This window comes from uncultured Oscillibacter sp. (assembly GCF_900546705.1).
Classification (GTDB): Bacteria; Bacillota; Clostridia; order Oscillospirales; family Oscillospiraceae; genus Oscillibacter.
Genome location: NZ_URDP01000039.1, coordinates 1 through 19,098, shown reverse-complemented (window position 1 = coordinate 19,098; position 19,098 = coordinate 1). Strand labels below are relative to the sequence as shown.

Sequence of the window (19,098 nt, the reverse complement as noted above, 5' to 3'; positions counted from 1 at the left end):
AGGGTATTTCCCGCACAAAACGACGAGCTGCTGTACATTGAGATTTGCCTGCGGCAAAAAAACGGCGTCACCGCCCGCGCCGTGCTCCAGGGCAATCACATCAACCTGCTCCTTGTGGAACGAGACGGGAAAGTCATCCACCAGGGGCGGCGTCTGGAAAACAGCGGCAAACCGGCTCACCCCATGTCCGTCCGGGAGATTTATGACTTTGCCCAGGAAGCCGATATCCAAGATTTGGAGCCCCTGGTAGGCCGCCAAATCGACTGCAACCTGGCCATTGCCCAGGCCGGTATGGAGGGCTCCTGGGGAGCCAATGTGGGCCGGACGCTGCGTCAGGTCTACGGGGAGGACGTCCGTTTCCTGGCCCGGGCTTTTGCCGCCGCCGGATCCGACGCCCGTATGAGCGGCTGCGAAATGCCGGTGATCATTGTCTCCGGCAGCGGTAACCAAGGCATCACCGCTTCCGTGCCCGTAGCCGTCTATGCCAAGGCGGTAGGCGCCGACCGGGAGCGGCTGCTTCGGGCCGTCACCCTGTCCGACTTGGTGACCATTCATCAAAAGACCGGCATCGGCCGCCTGTCCGCGTTCTGCGGTGCGGTCAGCGCCGGCTGCGGTGCCGCCGCCGGCATTGCCTACCTCAAGGGCGGCCGGTATGAGGTGGTGGCCCATACCATCGCCAATGCTCTGGCCATCTGCTCTGGCATGATCTGTGACGGTGCCAAGCCCTCCTGCGCGGCTAAGATTGCGGCGGCTGTGGATGCGGGCCTCATGGGCTACTACATGTATACCACCGGCAGCCATCAGTTTGTGGACGGCGAGGGTATCATCAAAAAGGGTGTGGAAAACACCATCGACAATGTGGGACGCCTGGCCCGGGAGGGCATGCGCCGCACCGATGAGGAAATTCTCCATATTATGGTGGGACAATAACAAAAAAGCGGCAGTCGAAAGACTGCCGCTTTTTTTATAGAAGGGTCAGGATTGCTTTTTCAAAACCGGCTCCATCAGACTCAGGGCCAGTCGGGCCGGAAGGGAGAACCCTGAGAGTGTCCAGAGGGGAAATGTGATTCGAAAAACGGCGGGCACGAACAGATAGAGCAGCGGAGGGATCAGAAAGAGCACCACCGCAGCCGCGGACCGGAGCAGCTCGCCCAGCCCCAGGAGAAAGGCCTGTCGCAGCAGCACGCCGGGCGCGGCGCTGCGGGACGCAGCCAGAGGAAAGAGCCACACCAGTGTCATGGCCCAAAGGGCGGCGGCCACCAACAGCGGCGTCAGAAGGAGAACGTTGTTGGTCAGCTGCCGTACCAGCAGCAGCCAGAGGTCCATGACAAACAGCACGCCCAGCAGCAAAAACGGCAGCCACAGCAAGGTAGCGGTTTTCCACAGCCTGCGCAGACTGCGGACAAATGCGGGCACCACGGACAGATAGGAGAGAGACTCCCGCTGCTCCAGAACGGCGTACAATGCGGCGGTGGCCGCCCCTGCGGTGACCACCGGCAGGGAACAGAGCACCCAGCACACGTTGGCCATCACCAGGAATGCAAACTTACCCACCAGGGTCATGAAGGGAGACGAGTCGACAAAAAAGTCCGTAACGGTCTGCCAGAGGCGTTTTTTCTTTTTCAAACGGTTCCCTCCTCTGCGATTTGTTCACCAGTATAGGGAAATCTACCTGGTTTGTCAACGATTGGCGAACAAGCGCAAATTCACGCAAAAAATGCAAACGCTTACATTCTATATATAATTTGCACAAAAAAAACGCATGTACTTTATCGGCGCTGTACAATTTTACGAAAACAACTTGATTTCCGCTGGAAAAAATGATACGCTCACAATGGAAAAAGCGTTGCGGGAAACTGCGGCGCTTGAATCGTTTCTGGACAATGAAACCGCTTACAAAACAGGGAGGAAGCCCTTGAACCCTACAATTTACGATGTTTCCCGACTGTCCGGCGTATCCACCGCTACCATCTCCCGGGCATTTTCCAATCCGGATCTGGTGCGGGAGTCCACCCGGCGGAAGGTGTTTGAGGCGGCGGAGCTGCTGCACTACTATCCCAATGCCATCGCCAGGGCCATGGCCCGCCAGCGGACGGACAAGATCGCGTTTCTGATCTGCAAGAAGCGGGCCACCATTCTGGATGAATTCTATGCCGGGATCTGCGAGGGCAGCATGCGGGAGACGAATAAGTCGGACTACCAGCTGGTGATTTCCACGGCGGATGACTGGGCCATGGCGCCCAGCACCGCCCAGAGCAAGCAGATCGAAGGTGTGATCCTGGCGGGGGACGCCCAGGCAGCCATGATTACGGAGTTCCAGAGTCAGAATATTGCGGTGGTTCTGGTGAACAACCGCATCCCGGGGCTGGATCTTCCGTGTGTGGTGTCCGATGAATTTGAGGGGGTACGCCTGGCACTGGAGCATCTTCTGGGCCGGGGACACCGGCGTATCGCCATGGTGGCCGGACGGGTGTCTCCCTATATCATGGGAGAGCGGTACAATGCGTTTATGAGCGTGACCCGGGCGCACGGCGTGCCGGTGGACGCACAATATGTGAAAATGTGCGAGCCCAATGTGGAAAGCGCCCTGCGGGCGGCCACGGAGCTCTTGGACCAGCGGGACCGGCCTACGGCGGTCCTGGGCGCCAACGACGTGATCGCCGTGGGTGTTATGAAAGCGGCCAGGCGTCTTGGACTGCGGGTGCCGGAGGATGTGGCCGTGGTGGGCTTTGACGACTCTACCATCTGCCCCATGCTGGAACCGGAGCTCACCTCTGTGCATATCAACTGCCGACGCATGGGAGAGCTTTGCGTGGAGCGGCTGCGGAGCCTGCTGACGGGGGAGGCGTGTCCGCAGCTGACGGTGGTTCCGCCGGAGCTGAAAATCCGGGGTTCGGTGTGAGAATGTAAAATTTTTCTTTACATAGATTTGATGAAACGCAGATAGATTGCGCGGGAAAAAAACAGTACACTGCCAATTGGCTGTTTTTTACAATTTCCCGGAATGTAAGGAGGCACACCTGATGAAAAAGAAGTTCAAAGCCGGCACGTTGGGGAAAGGACTGCTCTGCGCGGTGATGCTGGTGGTGGCCCTGTTCCCCATTTACTGGCTGGTGGCCATGGCCATCCGGCCCACCGACGAGATGCGGGGACACATCTCCCTCATTCCCCAGACGCTCACCGGTGAACACTTTGCCCAGCTGTTTACCAAGGAGGGGTTCGGTCAGGCAATCATCAACAGCCTCCAGACCACAGGTGTATCCCTGGTGATCTCTCTGCTGGTGGGCATCTGCGCCGCATACGTCATTGCCCGGCGCCGGTTCCACTTCGGACTGAAAAAGCCCCTGACCTACTGGGTGCTGCTGGTGCGGGTGCTGCCGCCGGTGGCCTTTACCATCCCGCTGTACATCATGTTCAACATGCTGGGCGTGCTGAATACCAAGATCCCCGTCATGCTGGCCTGTGTGCTCATCAACGTGCCCCTGATCATCTGGTTCCTCATCAGCTTTTTCCAGGACCTGCCGGAGGAGGTGGAGGAGAGCGCCAAGGTGGACGGCGCCACGGAGTGGCAGCTGTTCCGCAAGATCGTGCTGCCTCTGGTGGCACCCGGCATTGCCGCAGTGGCCATGCTCTCGTTCATGTATGCCTGGAATGAGTACACCTACACCGTCATCTTTACCCGCAGCCCCTCCAACTACACGGTGCCTCTGGCACTGGCCCTGCTGAATACGGAGGACAGCCTCACCAACTTTGGCCTGGTTGCTGCCGGCGGCGTGATCTCCGTCATCCCCATCACTTTGTTTGTGATCTTTGCACAGAACTACCTGATCTCCGGTTTGTCGAGCGGTGCTGTCAAAGAGTAACAAAATAAACTTCCCGCAATCCCTACACATGCTTTACAAAATCGACTAGGAGGAAATGAAAATGAAGAAACTGCTTGCACTGCTCCTGGCCCTTGGCATGACGCTGTCCCTGGCAGCCTGCGGCGGCAGCGGAGATACCGAGGAAGGTTCCGGCGAGAGTTCCGGCGATCCCACCAAACTGACGCTGATCCTGCGCGGCGGTACCTATGCCGACGTCATCAAGGAGTGCCTCCCCGCCTTTGAGGAAGAACACAACGTCACCTGCGAGGTGCAGGAGCTGGAAGAGTCCGATCTGTATACGGGCATCGCCATGGATGCCATCAATGCCCAGGGCACCTATGACCTTTGCATGGTGGACGGCTCCTGGATGGCCGAGTTCACGGAAAACGGCGTTCTGGCCAACCTGAGCGAGCTGGGCTACGAGCTGGACGACGACATCATTCCCGCCACCACCTCCATCTGCTATGTGGGCGACGATGTGTATCTGGCTCCCTACTACGGCAACGTGACCGTGCTGATGTTCAACAAGGCCAACGTGGAGGCCGCCGGCTACACCGCCGACACCATTGCCAGCCTGGACGACGTGCTCAAGATCTGCCAGCAGGCCCAGGCCGACGGCAAGAAGGGCTTCATCTACCGGGGCGACGGCCAGAACAACCTGGTGGTGGACTTCCTGCCCATCCTGCTCTCCTACGGCGGCTGGGTCATCGACGACAACAACAAGCCCACCGTCAACACCGACGAGTTCAAGGCTGCCATGAACTACTATCTGGAGCTGATCGCCACCGGCGAGGCTCAGGTAAAGGATGACCTGATCGCTTCCGTGGATACCGGTGCCGGCACCATGGGCATCGGCTGGCCCGGCTGGTACACCCCCACTGCTGACTCTGCTGCCGACTACATCGCCCTCTCCGGCGCTGCCACTGCCGGCGCCGAGGCATACAACTCCAACGTCTACGGCATCTGGACCATCGGCGTGCCCGCCAACAGCCAGAACAAGGAACTGGCCGTGGAGCTGCTGGAATACCTGATGGATCCCGAGGTTCAGAAGTCCACCGTTCCCTCCGGCGGCGTGCCCTGCCGCTATTCCAGCCTGCAGGATGAAGAAGTGCTGGCCACCTATCCCCAGTACGCCGTGGTCTGCGACGCTCTGGAGACCGGCGTGTATCGTCCCGTCATCGCCGAGTGGACCCAGTTCTACACCATTCTGGGCACCGAGATGGACAACATCATCAACGGCGTGAAGACGGTGGATCAGGGCCTGGCCGACGCCCAGACCCAGCTGGAGGAGCTGATGGGCTGAGTCCCGTCCGCCTTCGGCAAGACCTGAATTCAATCGCACTGACCGGATGAATCGGGGCGCTCCGGCGCCCCGGTTCCCGGGCTACGTATCTCCGCACCCCGGCAAGTGAGCTCCGGGCCGGCAGGATGGGTCCGCCGGCCGGAGCCAGAACGGAAAAAATCCTCTCCGACTGCGAGGGAACCGTATGAGAAGAAACGAACTATCACAACTGAATACCAGCCACAGCGTCACCCGCCGGTTCGGCATGGCCATGATCAGCCCTACCCTGTTGGTGCTGTTGGTCATGACCGCTTTTCCGCTGATTTTTATCGTTTTTTGCGGATTTACCGACTATAACCTCCTGCGCTCTTTGCAGAAGGCTCCGGAATTTATCGGACTGAAGAACTACACCAAGCTGCTGGCGGACCCCTATTTCCAGCAGGCGGTCTGGAACACGGTGCGCTTTACCGTGCTGGCCGTGATCTTTGAAATGCTCTTCGGTTTCATCATGGCCCTGACGGTCAACAGCATCAAGCGGGGCCAGAAGCTTATGCGTACACTGCTGCTGCTGCCGTACCTGCTTCCCACGGTCACGGTGGCGCTGAGCTGGCGCATGATGCTCTCTCCTAACTACGGAATCGTCAATCAGGTGCTCCAGACGCTGAACCTGCCGGTTTACAACTGGTTTTCCGACATGCGTACGGCGTTTGGCATGCTCCTGGTGATCGACATATGGCAGAGCGCACCCTTTGTGTTCCTGCTTTTGTACGCGGCGCTGCAGTCCGTGCCCTCCAGCCAGTATGAGGCCGCCCGTATCGACGGCGCCAGCCGGCTGAAGATCCTGTGGTATGTGACCATTCCCAACATCAAGAATTCCCTGGCGCTGTGTGCTCTGCTGCGTACCATCGACAGCTTCCGCCTGTTCGACAAGGTCAACCTCCTCACCGGCGGCGGCCCTGCCAATACGACGGCCACCATCACCCAGTATCTGTACAACTACGGCATCAAATCGCTGGACTTCGGATTCGGCAGCGCCGGCGCCATCATCATGACCATCCTGGTCCTGATCCTCTCCAGCCTCTACATCAAGCGCGCCATCGGATAAGCCTATGGAAACAATGAAACTTACCTTTGTCAATGTGGGATACGGAGAGGCCGTTGTGGCCCAGTGCCCCGACCCGTCCCGGCAGGACGGCTGCTTTGTTCTGGTCATCGACGGCGGCAGCGCCTTGGCGGGGGAGTATGCCTTCCGGGATTCCGGGCGCCGTCCCATGGCGGACTATCTGACTGCCGCCGGGATCGGACACATTGACTGCATGGTCAATACCCACATCCACGAGGATCATACCTGCGGCCTGCTGGCTGTGGCGGAAAAGTTTCCGCCCGCAGAACTGTGGCAGACGCTTCCGGTGGACTTTTTCCACACCCACATGCATATTCTGGATGACAGCAGGGGAACTACGGACTCCCAGCGGAACTTCATGCGTTCCCTCAATGATTATCAGCGCCTGTGTGAACTGGTGAAGCGGCGGGGCGGCACCGTCCGGCGCCTTTGCGCCGGCGAGTCGTTTGCGCTGTGCCGGGACCTGACCTGCCGGGTGCTCTCACCATCAGCGGAGAAGGCGGATGAACTGGAGAGCCGCTGCCACGACCTGTTTGCCGAAAAGGACCCGGCGGCGTTCTGGCGGAAGCTGGATGCCCTGGATGCCCGCATGAACAATTTCAGCCTGATGCTGCGCCTGGAGTACCAGGGTACAGGAATGCTGCTGCCCGGCGACACCAACTGCCTGGGCTACGGGCAGATTGACCCGGCTCTGCTGCGGGCGGATCTGTTCAAGGTGGGACACCACGGACAAAAGGACGGCGCGGACGCGGCACTGCTGGAGGCGGTGCAGCCCAAGGCGGTGGTGTGCTGCGCTTCCAGTGACCGGCGCTACAACAGCGCGCACCCGGATACGCTCGCCCTGGTGCGGGATGCCGGGGCACAGATGTATTTTTCGGACTGCCCGGACGTTCCCGGTTTTACGGAGCACGTACCGCCCCATGCTGCGGTGTGCTTTGCTGTGGGACCGGAGGGCGCATTGACGGCAGAGTATCTTCCCGCAAAGTGAATGGAGCCCGGGCCCGTTCAGGCCCGGGCGTCCTTTACCACGCAGCACAAACGTTTGCTGCACGTCCCGCGGAGCGGCTGAAAATATTGCTAAATATCCGGCACGGAATTATCTGTTTTCACGAAAAACTTCCGGCAATATCAGTTGCGTATTGACAATATGCCGAAAGAATGATACAAATAAGTAAAAATATTGGAAAATTCCACAACGCAAGCGTTTTAAACTGCAAAAAAGCAGCTTTTAAGTATTGAATTCAGGAGGAAGAAACGGCTGGCGCCGGTTCTTCCTCTCCGCGTATTGCCGGAAACGGCGGGCGGAGGGAGGGGTTGCGATGCTGAGTATACTGGACCCGCTGCGGGAGATGAATACCTTGTCCGTGCTGCTGCGGATGGTGCTGGCCATGCTGTTCGGCGGCCTGATTGGCCTGGAACGGGGACGCAAGCGCCGCCCGGCGGGCTTTCGCACTTATATGCTGGTAAGCCTGGGCGCGGCGCTGACCATGCTGCTGAGTCAGTACGAGTATTTTATGGTGACCCACGCGTGGGTGGAGATGGCTGCGGAGACGGGAATCCGCACCGATGTGTCCCGCTTCGGTGCCCAGGTCATCAACGGCATCGGCTTCCTGGGCGCCGGCACCATCCTGGTGACAGGACGCCAGGAGGTCAAGGGATTGACCACGGCGGCGGGACTGTGGGCCTCCGCCTGCATGGGGCTTGCCATCGGAGCGGGCTTTTATGAGTGCGTGCTGCTGGGCTTTGCGCTGATTTTCCTATCCATGCGGCTGCTGCCGCCCATCGAGACCATGGTGGTGGAAAACGCCAGAAACATGAACATCTATGTGGAGTTCCAGTCCCTGGATGACGTGGGGCAGATCATCAACCGTATCAAGTCCCAGGATGTGCAGATCTACGAGGTGGACATTGACCGGGGACGGGAGGGGCAGGCGCTGCATCCCAGCGCGGTGTTCACCATCCGACTGCACCACAAGCAGGCACACACCCAGGTGCTCACGGCGATCTCCGAGCTGGAGAGCGTCTACACCATTGATGAGATCTGAGGGGAGGAGACGCAGCCATGCTATCGATTTTTGACGGACTGCGGGACGTCAGCATACTTTCCATCACCATACGGATGCTGCTGGCGGTGGCCTGCGGCGGTATTATCGGAATCGAGCGGGAGTACAAGCGCCGTCCGGCGGGCTTCCGCACCCACATCCTCATCTGTCTGGGCGCCGCCATGACGACGCTGACCAGCCAGTACCTGTATCTGCATATGCACTACTTTACCGATATGGCCCGTCTTGGCGCTCAGGTGGTGGCGGGCATCGGCTTCATCGGCGCCGGCACCATCATCGTCACCCGCCGCCAGCGGGTCAAGGGACTGACCACGGCGGCGGGACTGTGGGCCTCCGCCATCATCGGCCTGGCGCTGGGCGGCGGCTTCTACGAGGGAGGCATCTTTGCCACGCTGCTGATCCTGGCCGCGGAGCTGTTCTTCTCCAAGCTGGAGTACCGGATGCTGGATCACGCGCCGGAGATCAACCTGTACATGGAATACACCAACAAAAACTGCCTGGAGGCGGTACTGCGCCTGTTCCGGGAGCTGAATCTGAAGATATTGAACCTGGAAATCACCCGCTCTGCCGGCAGCGAAAAGCACAACGCCTGCGCAATTTTTTCCCTGCGCCTGAACAAGAAGTGCAAGGTGGAAAAGCTCCTGGCGGATATCCACACCATTGAGGGCGTGGCCACGGTGGAAGAGCTTTGATCGCCGGGGTTTACGCCGGAGGAAAACAATGGTATAATCAGCAAAGGAACCATACCGAATACAAAAGGGAAGGGAGCTCCATCTATGAAGAAATCGTATGATGTGCTGGTCATCGGGCCGGTGTCTTTGGATCACAATATCGATTACCAGGGCAATGAGCGCAAGGAGGTGGGCGGCGCCGTGGTGGCCTCCGGCTTTGCCGCTGCCAAAAGCGGCAACCGCACAGCCATTTTCACAAAGCTGAACCCTGCGGACGCCGATGTGGAAGAGCGTTTTGCCGGCTCCGGCGCAGACGTGTACTGGAAACCCTCTGCGGCCACCTGCTCCATCCGCAACCAGTACTTTACTGCCGACAAGGAAAAGCGGGCCTGCACGTCCATGGGCGTGTGCGATCCATTCCGGTTTGACGAGCTTCCTGATATCGAGACGAAGATCTACCACTTCGCGGGACTGGTCTACGGCGACTTTGACGGTGCCCTCTTTGCAGAGGCAGCCAAACACGGCAAGGTGGCGGTGGACGTACAGTGTCTGCTGCGCCATGTGGAATCCGACAAGACCATGGCCTTCCACGACTGGGCGGAGAAGAAGGAGTACCTGCCGGTCATTGACTACCTCAAGACCGATGCCGCGGAGGCGGAGATCCTCACGGGCCTTACCGACCGGGCGGAGGCTGCCCGTCTGCTGCACAGCTGGGGCGCCAAGGAAGTGCTCATCACCCACAATACCGAGGTGCTGGCCTACGACGGAAAGGCCATCTACACCTGCCCCATCAAGGCCCGGAACCTGTCCGGCCGCACCGGCCGGGGCGACACCACGTTTGCCGGCTACATCACCGAGCGTCAGCGGGCGGGCGTGGCTGAGGCGCTGCAGTACTGCACGGCGCTGGTCTCGCTGAAGATGGAGACTCCCGGACCTTTCCAGGGCACCCGTCAGGACGTACTGGATTACATCCACGCATTTTATTGAGATACGAAAGGCCGCCTTCGGGCGGCCTTTTTTTGATGACCCGTGGGCAAACCACCGGTGAATGTCCTTGAATAAAAAATATTCGTCCGCAACAAGGAAACAAATTGTTAAAAAATGCAATTGACAAAGAGAGGCGTCCGTGGTAAGGTAAGAAAAAATTGGATAACGGCAAACGAAGTCCGTAGGGGAACGGCGCAAGCCTGCCGAAGGAGTGAAACTCTCAGGCGCCCGGGAGTCGGGTGAGGACTATGGACGGATGTGGCTCTGGAGAAGCCCGGAAAACGGGGACCGAAGGTGCAAGGCGGCGCTGCCGCTGAATCTCTCAGGTAAAAGGACAGAGTGGGAATACGCGGGTATGGGGTGCCCGCGCAAAATCCTTTGGAGTTTCTTCTTCGGAGCGGCTGATCGTTCAGCCGTTCCGTTTTTTCATTTTGGGAGGGAATTGACCATGCTGCTTCAAATCGTACAAACCGTCAACACCTATTTGTCCGACTACATCCTGGTGGTGCTGCTGATCGCCGTGGGACTGTGGTTTTCCATCAAGACCCGATTCGTTCAGGTTCGATGCTTCGGCGAAGGTATGCGCCGGGTATTCGGCAGCCTCTCGCTCAACGGCGCCAAGCATAAAAGCGGCATGAGCTCTTTCCAGGCCCTGGCCACGGCCATCGCCGCCCAGGTGGGTACCGGCAACATCGTCGGCGCCAGCGGCGCCATTCTCACCGGCGGCCCCGGCGCTATCTTCTGGATGTGGATCATCGCCTTTTTCGGCATGGCCACCATCTACGCGGAGGCCACCCTGGCCCAGCAGACCCGGGTAAAGGATGAGACGGGTCACATCCAGGGCGGTCCTGTCTATTACATCACCACCGCCTTCCGGGGTGCGTTCGGCAAGTTCCTGGCCGGCTTCTTTGCCGTGGCCATCATCCTGGCCCTGGGCTTCTTCGGCTGCATGGTGCAGTCCAACTCCATCGGCTCCACGTTTGAGACGGCCTTCGGCGTGCCTGCCTGGATCGTGGGTGTGGTGCTGGTGGTCATCTGCGCGGTGATCTTCCTGGGCGGCGTGCAGCGGCTGGCTGCCGTGACCGAAAAGCTGGTGCCCATTATGGCGGCGCTGTTCCTGGCCGGCGGCCTGGTGGTGCTGGTGGTCCGGATCAAGTACCTGCCCGCCACCTTCGGCATGATTTTCCGCTACGCTTTCATGCCCAACGCCATCATCGGCGGCGGCCTGGGTGCCGCGCTGAAGATTGCCATCAGCCAGGGTGCCAAGCGAGGCCTCTTTTCCAATGAGGCCGGCATGGGCTCCACCCCCCACGCTCACGCACTGGCCAACGTGAAGGACCCCCACGATCAGGGGGTGGTGGCCATGATCGGCGTGTTCATCGACACCTTCGTGGTGCTGACCCTCAACGCCCTGGTGATTATCTCCACCCTCTATACCGCGGACGGCCCTCTGGCTGCCGGCTATACCGACGCTGTGGCCCAGACCCTCAATAACACCAATCTGGCCCAGACGGCCTTCGGTACGGTCATGGGCGCAGGACTGGGTGCCAAGTTCGTGGCCATCTGCCTGTTCTTCTTCGCCTTCTCCACCATCCTGGGCTGGAACCTCTTCGGCAAGATCAATGTGACCTATCTCTTCGGCCGTAAATCTACCATCGTGTATACGGTCATCGCTCTGGTGTTTATTTTCCTGGGCACCATTACCTCCAGCGATCTGGTGTGGGGCCTGTCCGATATGTTCAACCAGCTGATGGTCATCCCCAACGCCATTGCCCTGTTCGCCCTGACCAACATGGTGGTGCGGGTGGTGCATAAAAAGAAGTCCTGAAAAAGCAAGTTAAGAAGTTGATAAAAAAACATCGCCGTCTCGTACCGAGACGGCGATGTTTTTGACTTTTTTGATAAATAAATGGGAGAAAAAACGTTTGAGTATACAAAAATGAAAAACATTTTGACAGAAGAAAATGGCCTGCGCTATACTGGTTTCAAGGGAGAAATATACGTTTTTCCATGGGGGACACATTCAAAAAAGGAGACAGGCCATGACCGAAGAACTGACCAGGGCAAGCCAGATTATCGACAGCTTCGGCTGCCAGCAGTCCAATCTGATTGCCATCATGCAGGAGATCCAAAGCGAGTACAAGTATCTGAGTGAAGATGCGCTGACACTGGTGGCGGAAAAGCTGGGCATCAGCACCGCGAAGGTGTACAGTGTGGCTACGTTTTATGAGAATTTTTCCCTGGAGGCCAAGGGCCGGCACATCATCAAGGTGTGCCAGGGCACGGCCTGCCACGTCCGCAAGTCCCAGCCCATCTATGACGCCATCCGGGACTACCTGGGGCTGACGGGGAAGAAAAAGACCTCTGCCGACGGCATGTTTACCCTGGAGACGGTGGCGTGCCTGGGGGCCTGCGGCCTGGCGCCGGTCATGACCATTGACGGCGAGGTGCACGCAAAAATGACGCCGGAGGCGGCGCTTGCGCTGCTGGAGCAGATGCGGAAGGAGGAGACGGCATGATCCAGACGAAACTGACCCGGGACAGCTTCCATGTATTCCAGGCCAATGCCCGCAACGCCCTGCGGCAGAGCCGTCAGGTGCCCTCTGTTCTCATCTGCGCAGGTACCGGCTGCATTGCCGGCGGCGCCATGAAGATCTATGAGAACATCAAGGCTGAGTGTGAGAAGCGGGGACTGCAGGTCTACGTGGGCCTCAAGCACGACACGGATGCGGAAAAGGCCCTCCATGTGAAGATGAGCGGCTGCCACGGCTTTTGCGAGATGGGGCCCCTGGTGCACATTGAGCCCATGGGCGTCATGTACATCCACGTCAGGCCCGAGGACTGCCACGAGATTCTGGAGAAGACCGTGCTGGGCGGGGAGATCATCGACCGGCTGGTGTACCATCTGGACGGGGTGGCGTATCCGAAGCAGGAGGATATTCCCTTTTACAAAAAGCAGCACCGGGTGGTGCTGGAAAACTGCGGCAGCAGTGACGCCGAGGACATTGAGGAGTACATCGCCAAGGACGGCTACGCCGCCTTTGAAAAGGCACTTTTTGAAATGACCGACGAGGAGATCTGCAAGACCATTCTGGACTCCGGGCTTCGGGGCCGGGGCGGCGGAGGGTTCCCCGCGGGCCGCAAGTGGGACGGCGCCCGGCGGCAGAAGTCGGAGAAGAAATACGTGGTCTGCAACGGCGACGAAGGAGACCCCGGCGCGTTCATGGACCGCTCCATTATGGAGGGCAATCCCCACAGTGTGCTGGAGGGCATGATGATCGCGGGACTGGCCGTGGGCAGCGACGAGGGCTATATCTACGTCCGGGCGGAGTATCCGCTGGCAGTGAGCCGGCTCAAGGCCGCCATTGCCAAGGCGGAGGAGTACGGTCTTCTGGGCGAGCATATCATGGGCACGGATTTCTCCTTCCGCATTCACGTTAACCGGGGTGCCGGCGCCTTCGTCTGCGGCGAGGGCAGCGCCCTGACCGCCTCCATCGAGGGCAACCGGGGCATGCCCCGGGTCAAGCCGCCCCGCACCATCGAGCACGGCCTGTGGGCCGAGCCCACGGTGCTCAACAATGTGGAGACGTTTGCCAATGTGCCGCTGATCGTCCGCAACGGCGTGGAGTGGTATCACTCCATCGGCACCAAGACAAGCCCCGGCACCAAGGCCTTCGCCCTGACCGGCAACGTGGTGAACACGGGCCTCATCGAGGTTCCCATGGGCACCACCATCCGGGAGGTGGTCTTTGACATCGGCGGCGGCATCCGGGGCGGAAAGAAGTTCAAGGCGGTCCAGATCGGCGGCCCCTCCGGCGGCGCCACCACGGCAAGCCAGGAGCATCTGGACCTGCCGCTGGACTTCGATTCCCTCAAGAGCATCGGCGCCATGATCGGCTCCGGCGGTCTGGTGGTCATGGACGAGGACACCTGCATGGTGGAGGTGGCCCGGTTCTTCATGCGCTTTACCCAGAACGAGTCCTGCGGCAAGTGCGTGCCCTGCCGGGAGGGGACCAAGCGCATGCTGGAGATCCTGGACCGCATTCTGGACAACAAGGGCACCCTGGAAGATCTGGACCTTCTGGAGGAGCTGGCGGACACCATTACGAATACGGCCCTGTGCGGCCTGGGACAGAGCGCCTGCAAGCCGGTGCAGAGCACCCTCAAGTACTTCCGCGACGAGTACCTTGCCCATGTGGTGGACCACCACTGCCCCATCTGCAACCGGGAAAAGCCTCATCCGGTCATCGACCCGGAAACATGCAAGGGATGCGGCAAGTGCCGGAAAAACTGTCCCATGGAGGCCATCTCCGGGGCGGTGAAGCAGGCCCATACCATCGATCCGGAAAAATGCATCAACTGCGGCGCATGCGTGGGCATCTGCCCCTTCGGCGCCATTACGGCGGCAAAGGAGGGCTGAGACAATGGCAAAGGGAATCATGTATATCGACGGCCAACGGGTCCCCTTCGACGGGGAGAAGAACGTGCTGGCGGTCATCCGCAAGGCCGGTATCGAAATGCCCACCTTCTGCTACTATTCGGAGCTGTCCGTCTACGGCGCGTGCCGCATGTGCGTGGTGGAGGACGAGCGGGGCAAGATCGATGCATCCTGCTCCATGGAGCCCCGGGACGGCATGAGAATCCGCACCAACACGGCGCGCCTGCTCAAGCACCGGCGGATGATCCTGGAACTGATGCTCTCGTCCCATTGCCGGGACTGCACCACCTGCGAAAAAAGCGGCAGCTGCCGGCTCCAGGAGCTGGCGCTGCGGTTCGGCGTGCGGCATGTCCGCTTTGCGGACACCCGGCCCCACTATGAAAAGGACACCTCCTCTCCGGCAATCGTGCGGGACCCCAACAAGTGCATCCTCTGCGGCGACTGCGTCCGGGTGTGCGAGGAAATGCAGGGCATGGGCATTTTGAACTTTGCTCATCGGGGCAGCGAGCTGATGGTCTGCCCGGCCTTCGACCGCAAGCTGGATGCCACGGCATGTGTCAGCTGCGGCCAGTGTGCCGCCGCGTGCCCCACCGGTGCCATCACTGTGAAAAACGAGATCGGCCAGGCGTGGCGTGCCCTCTATGACACCTCCAAGCGGGTGGTGTTCCAGATTGCTCCGGCGGTCCGGGTGGCCGTGGGCGAGGCGTTCGGACTGGCGCCCGGCGTCAACGCCGTGAACAAGCTGGTCTCCGCTCTGAAAATGATGGGCGCCGCGGAGGTGTACGATACCACCTTCGGCGCGGATCTGACGGTGATGGAGGAGTCGGCGGAATTCCTGGAACGGCTGGGCAAGGGCGGCCCGTTCCCCATGTTCACCAGCTGCTGTCCCGCGTGGATCAAGTACCTGGAAAACGAGAATCCAAAATATCTGAAAAATGTCTCCAGCTGCAAGTCCCCCATGGAGATGTTTGCCGCCGTGCTGAAGGACCAGTACGCACAAAAGGACGCGGGGGACGGCCGCAAAACCTACCATGTGGCCATCATGCCCTGCACCGCCAAGAAGATGGAGGCTCAGCGGTCGGAGTTTGTCCACAACGGCGTGCCGGATGTGGATCTGGTGCTGACCACCCAGGAGATCATCATGATGATCAAGGAGTCCGGCATCCGCTTTGACGAGCTGGAGGGCGAGGCGCCGGATCTGCCCTTCGGTATGGGCACCGGTGCGGGCACCATCTTCGGAACCACCGGTGGCGTGGCGGAGGCTGTGGCCCGCAGGGTAGTGGAGGACAAGTCCAAAAATACTCTTCAGGCCATCCAGTTCTCCGGCCTGCGGGGAACGGACGCCATCCGCTCTGTGACGCTGCCGGTGGGTGACCGGGTGCTGCGGATTGCCGTGGTGCACGGTTTGGTCAACGCCAAGCGCCTGCTGGCGGATATCGAGGCCGGGCAGGCCTACTATGATCTGGTGGAGGTCATGACCTGCAAGACCGGCTGCGTGGGCGGCGCCGGCCAGCCCTACGGCCTGACGCCGGTCAAGCAGCGGCGTGCAGAGGGCCTTTACGAGGCCGATCGCACAGCCCTCATGAAGCGCTCGGAGCGCAACCCCATTGTCATGGAGATGCTGGAGGGGCCGCTGAAGGGCCGTACCCATCCGCTGCTCCATGTGGACTATGTGAAAAAGGCGTGATAAAATTCCCCGGTGCGAGAGCGCCGGGGAATTTTTACGTCTCCGGAAGGGCCCGCAGAGTACCGGTACCATAGGGCAGGGTAAAGACGGGGATTCCGGCGGAGGCGGGCGCAATGGAGCACATGGGATAAAAAAACGTCAGGCCGTCGGATGTCAGGTAGTAGTTCTGGGGATTGAAATGACGCCGCAGGGCCTTGCGCCAGTCCTCCCGGTAGACGCCGGCACCGGCGGCGATCCGGCGCTCGATCTCTGCTTCCGCCGCGGCCAGCAGGGTTTTGCGCAGGGAACTGCCGGTGAAGAAGCTGCCTGCCGGAACAGGGTAACCGGCGGCCAGATCCCAGGTATCGCCCCGGCGCACCACCAGTGTGCCGCCGGGGGCGGCCTCCCGGGACTGGGTGTAGAGGCTCCACAGCCCGCCCTGGTTATAGGTGACCTGATACGTAAGTTCCGCGTGGAACGACGGCAGCGGACGGCTGGCGGACAGTGCAGCAGCGTACTCGGCCGCGGCCTGTGGGGCCAGTTCCCGCTGACAGTACCGGAAGAAGGCCCGGCACTGGAGCTGATAGTACCGTCGGACCCGCCGGTAGATACCGCCTGCCGCCGGCACCGGCCGGGGAACGCACACCGTGGCCTGCAATACGGGAATCCCGTCGGACACCCACTCCCGCTGGGCGGTCAGCGGCTCAGTGTCCAGGTGTGTCAGATCATAGTTCATAGGCGTGACGCTCCTGTTCTCCATAAAATCCCTTTGCCCCAGAGTATGTGGCGGGACGGCCTGTGGTGCGGACGCACACTTTAAAGCATGAAAAATTTTAAAGCCAAACCCCTTTACTTTCACGCAGTAGAATGTTAAAATACAAAATGCCGGCGGATGCCGGCAAAATTGTCGTGAAAACAAAGAAAGGGTACGAGATATGGTCAAGATCGGGAAAAAAGAGAAGAACGATCAGCTGTACAAGGCAATTTTGATGCTGAAGGACGAGCAGGAGTGTTATGAATTTTTCCAGGATCTTTGCACGGTTTCCGAGCTTCGTGCCATGGAGCAGCGGTTTGAGGTGGCGTCGCTACTCAACGACGGGATGATCTACAACGAGATCCTGGAGCGGACGGGCGCCTCCAGCGCCACCATCAGCCGGGTCAACCGCTCTTTGAGCTACGGCACGGGGGCCTATGAAAGACTCTTTGCCCGTATGAAAGAGAAAAAGCAATGAGCAGCTACGAGGCCCTGGCCGCCAGTTATGACGCCCTGATGGCCGATGCGGCGTACCGGAAACGGGCGGATTTTTTGGAGCGGCTGCTGAAAAAAAGCGCCATTCCCGTCCGCTCTGTGCTGGATCTGGCCTGCGGTACCGGCACGATCTCCTGCCTGCTGGCCCGGCGGGGCTATCAGGTCATCGCCACGGACGGGTCCGAGGAGATGCTGACCCAGGCTATGGGAAAAGCGGCGGCCCTGCCGGGGCAGCCGCCTTTGTTCCTGCACCAGGATATGGCCCGGCTGCGTCTGACGGAGCCGGTGGACGCGGCAGTCTCCACACTGGACTCTCTGAACTATCTGACCCGGGAGCGGGACGTGCAGGAGACATTCCGGCGGGTCTATCGTTGGCTGCGTCCCGGCGGGCAGTTTATTTTTGACGTGAACACCCCCTATAAGCTCCAGCGGATGGACCAGCAGATCTATATGGATGAGACAGAGGAGAGCTTGTGCGTGTGGCGCACGTTTTTCTCCGCCCGCACCCGGATCTGCACCTACCAGGTGGATCTGTTCCAGCTGCGGCCGGACGGGGCGTGGGAGAGAACTTTTGAAGAGCACCGGGAGCGGGCCTGGAGCGAGGCACAGCTGCGGACATGGCTGGAGGCGGCTGGATTTGGAAAGATCACCGTCACCGGGGATATGACCATGCGGCCGCCGCGGACGGACGAGGACCGCTGGATTATCCGGGCGGAAAAAGCAAAAGACGAATGAGAGAGGTTTCTAGAATGGATAAATTGGTTCGTGCCATCAGCACGGATGGCTATGTACAGGCGGTGGCCGTATCCACCCGGGACCTGACGGAGCGTGCCCGGCAGATCCACAAGACGCTGCCCGTGGCCACGGCAGCGCTGGGCCGGGCCCTGGCCGCAGCCTCCATGATGGGCAATGCCCTCAAGGGAGACGGGGCCAGCGTCACGCTGCAGATCAAGGGCGGCGGCCCGCTGGGCACTGTGCTGGCCGTGTCCGACAACGAGGGAAACGTGCGTGGCACGGTGGACAACCCGGCAGTGGACCTGCCCCTGCGGCCGGACGGCAAGCTGGATGTGGGCGCCGCAGTGGGCACCGAGGGTACGCTGACGGTGGTCCGCGATCTGAATATGAAGGAGCCCTACGTGGGCAGTGTGGGCCTGCTGGGCGGCGAGATCGCCGAGGACCTGGCGGCGTACTTTGTGGAGTCGGAACAGATCCCCACCGCCTGCGGCCTGGGGGTGCTGGTGGACCGGGACCAGAGCGTGCTGGCCGCCGGCGGATATCTTATCCAGCTGATGCCCGGTGCCGGGGAGGACGTGATCACCAAGGTGGAGGGCGGCGTCATGGCTGCCGGCTCCGTCACCGGCCTGCTTCGGAAGAACGATGACCCCGAGGCGATCCTGCGGGAAGTGCTGTCGGATTTTGAACTGGAAATCCTGGAGACCAGCCCCATTGAGTACCGCTGCTACTGCAGCCGGGAGCGGATGGAGCGGGCGCTCATCAGTCTGGGTCCGGATCAGCTGCAAAGTCTGATCGAAGAGCAGGGCAGCGCGGAGCTGAGCTGCCAGTTTTGTGACAATGTCCAGACCTTTACACGCGAGCAGCTGCAAGGACTTCTGGACAACATGAAGAAAAAAGAATAAAAATTTCAAAAAAGGGTTGACAGATCGGGCCTCTTTCAGTATAATAACTTTTGCCGTCTGACGAGAGCGGCAATCGGGGAGCATAGCTCAGCTGGTTAGAGCACCTGCCTTACAAGCAG

The 19,098-nt window shown here is 60.1% G+C and carries 18 protein-coding genes and 1 riboswitch; of the genes, 16 read left to right on the top strand and 2 right to left on the bottom strand.

Annotated elements, in window-relative coordinates; genetic code table 11:
- The coding region (locus QZS13_RS08330; protein ID WP_295587840.1) for an L-serine ammonia-lyase, iron-sulfur-dependent, subunit alpha at positions 1-930 on the top strand (930 nt) is incomplete at its 5' end.
- A 45-nt stretch (positions 931-975) separates the two neighbouring features.
- On the opposite strand, the gene QZS13_RS08325 is transcribed toward QZS13_RS08330, so the two are convergent.
- Positions 976-1,626: a DUF624 domain-containing protein gene (locus tag QZS13_RS08325; RefSeq protein ID WP_295587838.1), complete on the bottom strand. Its 651-nt coding sequence runs from the start codon at positions 1,624-1,626 to the stop codon at positions 976-978.
- Positions 1,627-1,915: 289 nt separating this feature from the next.
- Here QZS13_RS08325 and QZS13_RS08320 point away from each other — a divergent pair, with 289 nt between their 5' ends.
- From QZS13_RS08320 to QZS13_RS08265, 12 genes are all read left to right on the top strand, one after another.
- Entirely contained in the window at positions 1,916-2,902 is a 987-nt protein-coding gene (locus QZS13_RS08320) for a LacI family DNA-binding transcriptional regulator (RefSeq protein WP_295587836.1), read from the top strand.
- A 121-nt stretch (positions 2,903-3,023) separates the two neighbouring features.
- The gene (locus QZS13_RS08315; RefSeq protein ID WP_295587834.1) at positions 3,024-3,863 is read left to right on the top strand and encodes a carbohydrate ABC transporter permease; all 840 of its coding nucleotides are present in this window, start codon (positions 3,024-3,026) and stop codon (positions 3,861-3,863) included.
- Positions 3,864-3,924: 61 nt separating this feature from the next.
- Complete coding sequence (locus tag QZS13_RS08310; protein ID WP_295587832.1) at positions 3,925-5,166, top strand: extracellular solute-binding protein; 1,242 nt, start codon at positions 3,925-3,927, stop codon at positions 5,164-5,166.
- A gap of 184 nt (positions 5,167-5,350) precedes the next feature.
- Positions 5,351-6,250 carry a carbohydrate ABC transporter permease gene (locus QZS13_RS08305; RefSeq protein WP_295587830.1) on the top strand — a complete coding sequence of 300 codons (900 nt, stop codon included), beginning with the start codon at positions 5,351-5,353 and terminating at the stop codon, positions 6,248-6,250.
- A 4-nt stretch (positions 6,251-6,254) separates the two neighbouring features.
- Complete coding sequence (locus tag QZS13_RS08300) at positions 6,255-7,256, top strand: ComEC/Rec2 family competence protein (RefSeq protein ID WP_295587828.1); 1,002 nt, start codon at positions 6,255-6,257, stop codon at positions 7,254-7,256.
- A 331-nt stretch (positions 7,257-7,587) separates the two neighbouring features.
- Positions 7,588-8,313, top strand: coding sequence for an MgtC/SapB family protein (locus QZS13_RS08295; RefSeq protein WP_295587825.1), 726 nt, complete (start codon positions 7,588-7,590; stop codon positions 8,311-8,313).
- A gap of 17 nt (positions 8,314-8,330) precedes the next feature.
- Positions 8,331-9,023, top strand: a complete 693-nt coding sequence (locus QZS13_RS08290; RefSeq protein WP_295587823.1) for an MgtC/SapB family protein — start codon at positions 8,331-8,333, stop codon at positions 9,021-9,023.
- Between the two features lie 84 nt (positions 9,024-9,107).
- Positions 9,108-9,989 carry a PfkB family carbohydrate kinase gene (locus tag QZS13_RS08285; protein WP_295587821.1) on the top strand — a complete coding sequence of 294 codons (882 nt, stop codon included), beginning with the start codon at positions 9,108-9,110 and terminating at the stop codon, positions 9,987-9,989.
- Positions 9,990-10,243: 254 nt separating this feature from the next.
- Positions 10,244-10,337: riboswitch (glycine riboswitch) on the top strand.
- Between the two features lie 100 nt (positions 10,338-10,437).
- Positions 10,438-11,817, top strand: a complete 1,380-nt coding sequence (locus QZS13_RS08280; RefSeq protein ID WP_366557946.1) for a sodium:alanine symporter family protein — start codon at positions 10,438-10,440, stop codon at positions 11,815-11,817.
- A 214-nt stretch (positions 11,818-12,031) separates the two neighbouring features.
- Positions 12,032-12,508, top strand: a complete 477-nt coding sequence (locus QZS13_RS08275) for an NAD(P)H-dependent oxidoreductase subunit E (protein WP_295587819.1) — start codon at positions 12,032-12,034, stop codon at positions 12,506-12,508.
- Positions 12,505-14,409: an NADH-ubiquinone oxidoreductase-F iron-sulfur binding region domain-containing protein gene (locus tag QZS13_RS08270; RefSeq protein ID WP_295587817.1), complete on the top strand. Its 1,905-nt coding sequence runs from the start codon at positions 12,505-12,507 to the stop codon at positions 14,407-14,409. Before QZS13_RS08275 ends, QZS13_RS08270 begins: the two co-directional genes overlap by 4 nt.
- A gap of 4 nt (positions 14,410-14,413) precedes the next feature.
- On the top strand, positions 14,414-16,114 hold the full coding sequence (locus tag QZS13_RS08265) for a [FeFe] hydrogenase, group A (protein ID WP_295587815.1): 1,701 nt from the start codon (positions 14,414-14,416) through the stop codon (positions 16,112-16,114).
- A gap of 34 nt (positions 16,115-16,148) precedes the next feature.
- Here QZS13_RS08265 and QZS13_RS08260 read toward each other — a convergent pair whose 3' ends face one another.
- On the bottom strand, positions 16,149-16,829 hold the full coding sequence (locus QZS13_RS08260) for an RsiV family protein (RefSeq protein ID WP_295587813.1): 681 nt from the start codon (positions 16,827-16,829) through the stop codon (positions 16,149-16,151).
- 199 nt (positions 16,830-17,028) lie between these two features.
- Here QZS13_RS08260 and QZS13_RS08255 point away from each other — a divergent pair, with 199 nt between their 5' ends.
- The 3 genes from QZS13_RS08255 to hslO are packed head-to-tail and all read left to right on the top strand — an operon-like array spanning position 17,029 to position 18,979.
- Positions 17,029-17,325: a YerC/YecD family TrpR-related protein gene (locus tag QZS13_RS08255; protein ID WP_295587811.1), complete on the top strand. Its 297-nt coding sequence runs from the start codon at positions 17,029-17,031 to the stop codon at positions 17,323-17,325.
- Positions 17,322-18,077, top strand: a complete 756-nt coding sequence (locus QZS13_RS08250; RefSeq protein ID WP_295587809.1) for a class I SAM-dependent methyltransferase — start codon at positions 17,322-17,324, stop codon at positions 18,075-18,077. The genes QZS13_RS08255 and QZS13_RS08250 overlap by 4 nt, the downstream gene beginning before the upstream one ends.
- Positions 18,078-18,091: 14 nt before the next feature.
- The gene (hslO, locus tag QZS13_RS08245) at positions 18,092-18,979 is read left to right on the top strand and encodes an Hsp33 family molecular chaperone HslO (RefSeq protein WP_295587807.1); all 888 of its coding nucleotides are present in this window, start codon (positions 18,092-18,094) and stop codon (positions 18,977-18,979) included.
- Positions 18,980-19,098: the final 119 nt, after the last annotated feature.

Coding starts and splice junctions, on each gene's coding strand:
- QZS13_RS08315 (WP_295587834.1), top strand. CDS start 3,024: ATGAAAAAGAAGTTCAAAGCCGGCACGTTGGGGAAAGGACTGCTCTGC.
- QZS13_RS08310 (WP_295587832.1), top strand. CDS start 3,925: ATGAAGAAACTGCTTGCACTGCTCCTGGCCCTTGGCATGACGCTGTCC.
- QZS13_RS08305 (WP_295587830.1), top strand. CDS start 5,351: ATGAGAAGAAACGAACTATCACAACTGAATACCAGCCACAGCGTCACC.
- QZS13_RS08300 (WP_295587828.1), top strand. CDS start 6,255: ATGGAAACAATGAAACTTACCTTTGTCAATGTGGGATACGGAGAGGCC.
- QZS13_RS08295 (WP_295587825.1), top strand. CDS start 7,588: ATGCTGAGTATACTGGACCCGCTGCGGGAGATGAATACCTTGTCCGTG.
- QZS13_RS08290 (WP_295587823.1), top strand. CDS start 8,331: ATGCTATCGATTTTTGACGGACTGCGGGACGTCAGCATACTTTCCATC.
- QZS13_RS08285 (WP_295587821.1), top strand. CDS start 9,108: ATGAAGAAATCGTATGATGTGCTGGTCATCGGGCCGGTGTCTTTGGAT.
- QZS13_RS08280 (WP_366557946.1), top strand. CDS start 10,438: ATGCTGCTTCAAATCGTACAAACCGTCAACACCTATTTGTCCGACTAC.
- QZS13_RS08275 (WP_295587819.1), top strand. CDS start 12,032: ATGACCGAAGAACTGACCAGGGCAAGCCAGATTATCGACAGCTTCGGC.
- QZS13_RS08270 (WP_295587817.1), top strand. CDS start 12,505: ATGATCCAGACGAAACTGACCCGGGACAGCTTCCATGTATTCCAGGCC.
- QZS13_RS08265 (WP_295587815.1), top strand. CDS start 14,414: ATGGCAAAGGGAATCATGTATATCGACGGCCAACGGGTCCCCTTCGAC.
- QZS13_RS08260 (WP_295587813.1), bottom strand. CDS start 16,829: ATGAACTATGATCTGACACACCTGGACACTGAGCCGCTGACCGCCCAG.
- QZS13_RS08255 (WP_295587811.1), top strand. CDS start 17,029: ATGGTCAAGATCGGGAAAAAAGAGAAGAACGATCAGCTGTACAAGGCA.
- QZS13_RS08250 (WP_295587809.1), top strand. CDS start 17,322: ATGAGCAGCTACGAGGCCCTGGCCGCCAGTTATGACGCCCTGATGGCC.
- hslO (WP_295587807.1), top strand. CDS start 18,092: ATGGATAAATTGGTTCGTGCCATCAGCACGGATGGCTATGTACAGGCG.